The following is a 4,424-nucleotide window of genomic DNA, read 5'->3' on the forward strand; positions in this document are numbered from 1 at the left end:
GCGGTGAGGGTGTGGGTGGCTTCGACGGGGTCGCCGGTGGTGGGGGGCAGGTGCAGGATGGCGTGGTCGGGGATGGGGGCGCCGTCGGTGACGGCCGCGGTGAGGGCGTCCAGGTCCGGGTGGACGGGTGTGCCGTCCGGGAGACCCGGCACCACCTCCCCGATGACCGCGTTCCGTACGGTCGTTGAGGGATCAGCGTCCTGCGCCACCTCAACCCACTCGGTGACGTACAGACGGTCTCCCTGCCTGCTCCTGGCCGAAGCGAGGTCGCCCGCATCGGTGTCGAGTGCGAGCGAAACGGTGTCGGCCGCCAGGACCGGGAGACCGGAGGCATCGGTGGCTACGAGCCTGGCGGTGTCTCCCGTGAGTGACCAGTGCACGCGCAGTGCGGTCGCACCCGTGGCGACGAGCTGAAGCCCGCCGGCGGTCGTCGGAACGAGCGGCCGGACAACCGCGACGGATCGAAGCGCCGCCGCGAGGAGAGCCGGATGGACACCGAAGCCAGTGACCTCCATGTCCTCCGAAACCGAGACTTCCGCGAAGATGTCGTCGCCCATGCTCCAGACGTTGTCGAGCCCGGGGAAGTCCTCTGTGTCGAGCGGCTCGGCCCCGGCAGGCGGCCACGTCGAGACCGGCTCAAGGGCCGCGGCGGGAGCGGGGGACAGGGTGCCGACGGCATGCCGGACCCACTCCTCTCCCTTGGAGTGCACGGTGACCTGGCGGCGACCCGCGTCGTCCGGGGCGCCGACCGCCACCTGGACGCGTGCGGTTTCGTGAGCCGCGAGGACGAGGGGTACCTCGATGGTGAACTCTTCGAGGTGGTCGCCATCCGTCTCGTGCACCGCGTGAAGAGCAAGCTCCATCAGCAGGGCTCGGCCTGCGTCCACGTCGTCCGTCAGCCACGGGTGTGTGGACAGTGAGATCCGGCCGGTGAGGAGGGTGGTGTCGTCTTCGGGGTGGTGGAGGGATGCGGTGAGCAGGGGGTGATCGGTGGTGTCGAGGCCGTGGGCGGTGGCGTCGCCGGTGTGGGTGGTGGGGGTGAGCCAGTAGCTCTCGTGCTGGAAGGGGTACGTCGGCAGGTCTGCCGGCGTGGTGCTGGTGGTGGGCCAGGTGACGGGCAGGCCGTGGCAGTGGGCGGTGGCGAGCGCCAGGTGGAAGGCGTGGGTCTGGCCGGTGCGCTGGAGCGGGATGGCCACGGCCTCGTCGGGGATGAGGGTGGCCAGGACCGCATCCGGACCGAGCTCGACGAACACGTTGCCGCCCAGTTCCCGGGCCTGTGCGACCCCGGCGGCGAAACGCACCGTCCCCCGCAACTGAGCCACCCAGTACGCCGGGTCGGCCAGCTCCTCGGCCGAGGCGACCCGCCCGGTCACGTTCGAGATCACCGGCACACGCGGGGCATGCGCGGTGACCTGGGCGGCCACCCGCGCGAACTCCTCCAGAGCCGAGTCCATGTGCGCGGAGTGGAAGGCATGACTGACATGCAGGGCCTTCGTGCGCCGGCCCTGCTCCTCGAAGTGCCCGGCGACCTCGGCGACGGCGTCGACGTCTCCGGAGACGACCACGGACTCGGCCGCGTTGACGGCCGCCAGTGACACACCCTCACGGCCCTTCAGGACCGCCGTCACCTCGTCCTCGGACGCGGCGATCATGGTCATCGCACCACCGGAGCGGGCGGCCTGCATCAGCCGGCCCCGCGCTCCGACCAGCGCACAAGCGTCCTCCAGTGACCAGACGCCGGCGACGTGCGCGGCGGCGAGCTCACCGATGGAATGCCCCAGCAGCACCTCCGGAACTAGCCCATAGTGCTCAGCCAGCCGAAACAGCGCGACTTGGAGGGCGAACAGACCGGCCTGGGCATAGCGGGTCTGGTTCAGCAGCTCCGCATCCGCCCCGAACACGACCTCCTTCAACGGCACCGGCAGCTCGAATCGGCCGCACACTTCGTCGAAGGCGGCCGCGAACACCGGCTCACGGTCATAGAGGTCGCGTCCCATCCCGGGACGCTGCGAGCCCTGACCGGTGAACAGGAACACCGTCCTGCCCCCGGCCACCGCCCCACCCACCAGGGACGGATGCGCCTCACCGGCCGCCAACGCCTGCAGCCCGGTGAGCAGTTCCGGCACACCCTCGCCGACGACCGCGGCCCGCTCGTCGAACCCGGCCCGCCCATGGGCGAGGGTATGGGCGACAGCCGCCGCGTCCACCGCGTCCCCGGCCTCACGGACATACGCGGCCAGCCGTCCCGCCTGCTCCCGCAACGCACCCGGCGTCTTCGCCGACACCGGCCAGACCACGGGCGCATCCGCTCCCGCGACCGGAGTCTCCTCGGCCTCGCCGTCGTCGACGGGCTCCGGAGCAGGGGCCTGCTCAAGGATCACGTGCGCGTTGGTGCCGCTGATGCCGAAGGACGAGACACCGGCCCGGCGGGGCCGTTCGGCCTGCGGCCACTCGCGCGCCTCGGCCAGCAGCCGCACCTGCCCGGCCTCCCAGTCGACATGCGACGTGGGTTCGTCGACGTGGAGTGTCCGCGGCAGCACACCGTGCCGCATCGCCTCGACCATCTTGATCACACCGGCGACACCCGCGGCGGCCTGGGCGTGCCCGATGTTGGACTTGATCGAGCCCAGCCACAGCGGATGTTCGTCGTCCCGGTCCCGGCCGTACGTCGCGAGCAGGGCCTGTGCCTCGATCGGGTCGCCCAGCCGCGTGCCCGTACCGTGCGCCTCCACCGCGTCTACATCCGCGCTGGTCAGACCGGCCGAGGCCAGTGCTTGCCGGATCATGCGCTCCTGTGAGGGGCCGTTCGGCGCCGTCAGGCCGTTGCTCGCACCGTCCTGGTTCACGGCGGAACCGCGCACCACCGCCAGCACCCGGTGTCCGTTGCGTCGGGCGTCGGAGAGCCGCTCCAGGACCAGGACCCCGACGCCCTCGCTCCATACCGTGCCGTCGGCACCGTCGGCGAACGCCTTGATCCGGCCGTCCGGGGCGAGTCCCCGCTGACGGCTGAACTCCACGAACATGCCGGGAGTGGACATGACGGTGACCCCTCCGGCCAGGGCGAGCCGGCACTCGCCGTTGCGCAGCGCCTGGGCGGCCAGGTGCAGGGCGACCAGCGACGACGAGCACGCCGTGTCCACCGTCACCGCCGGACCCTCGAGCCCGAAGGCATACGACACACGACCGGAGATGACGCTGGTGGTGCTGCCGGTGAGCAGGTACCCGTCCAGGTCCTGCGCCCCTTCGTGCAGCCGGGGCCCGTAGTCGAGAGACGTGGCCCCTACATAGAGGCCGGTGTTCGTGCCGCGTACCGACGTGGGGTCGATGCCGGCGTGTTCGAACGCCTCCCAGGACGCCTCCAGCAGCAGCCGCTGCTGCGGATCCGTCGCCAGCGCCTCACGCGGACTGATCCCGAAGAACCCGGCATCGAAACCGTCCGCCGCATGCAGGAACCCGCCCCGCGACACGTACGACGTCCCCGGATGATCCGGATCCGGATCGAACAGCGAACCCAGATCCCAGCCCCGGTTCACCGGAAACTCCGAGACCGCGTCCCCGCCCTCGGCCACCAGCCGCCACAACTCCTCCGGCGAGGACACCCCACCCGGCAACCGGCAACTCATCCCCACGATCACCACCGGATCCGCCGCCACATCCACACCGAGACCAGCACCCGGCACCACAGCAGCAACCGACGACACCCCATCGGCCCCTTCGCCGAGCAGCCGGCTGCGCAGGTATCCGGCAACCGCGCGCGGAGTGGGATGGTCGAACGTGAGAGTCGTCGGCAGCGTCAGCCCGACCGACGAGCCCAGTCGGCTCCTGAACTCGACAGCGGCGAGGGAGTCGAAGCCCAGCTCCTTGAACGCGCGCGAGGCGTCGACGGTCTCGGGCGTGACGTGGCCGAGGAGGATCGCGACATGGCTGAGGACATGCTCCTGTGCGATCCGGAGTTGTTCCTCCGCGGACTCCTCGGCCGCCAGCCGCTGAGCGAGGAGGGAGACCGAGGCCTGGGAGACGGCGGTTTCGGTGGCCGGTTCCACGGCCATGCCACCCCGGTTCCGCTCGCCCTGCCGTAGGGGCCCTGCTTCGAGCCAGTAGGGCTGGTGTTGGAAGGGGTAGGTGGGCAGGTCGGTCCAGGGGCCGTGGGTGGGCCAGGTGGCGGGCAGGCCGTGGGTGTGGGCGGTGGCGAGGTTGAGGGCGAAGGTGTGGGTGTCCGTGGTGTCGCGGCGCAGGCTGGGGGTGGTGGTGCAGGCAGCGGGGCTGTCGGTGTGGAGGGCTTCGTAGGTGTGCTGGACGGCGTGCGCGAGGACGGGGTGGGGGCTGGTTTCGATGTAGTGGGCGTGGCCGGTGTCGGCGAGCTGGGTGAGGGTCTGGTGGAACAGCACGGGGTGGCGCAGGTTGTCGGTCCAGTACTCGGCCGT

General features: G+C 71.1%; 1 protein-coding gene. It reads right to left on the reverse strand.

Translation table 11 applies throughout. From position 1 onward, the window contains the following. On the reverse strand, positions 1–4,424 hold a 4,424-nt coding region (locus tag ACFWJB_RS35365), incomplete at both ends, for a beta-ketoacyl synthase N-terminal-like domain-containing protein (protein WP_386927415.1).

The sequence above is a fragment of the Streptomyces sp. NPDC127100 genome (assembly GCF_042724095.1).
Lineage (GTDB): Bacteria > Actinomycetota > Actinomycetes > Streptomycetales > Streptomycetaceae > Streptomyces.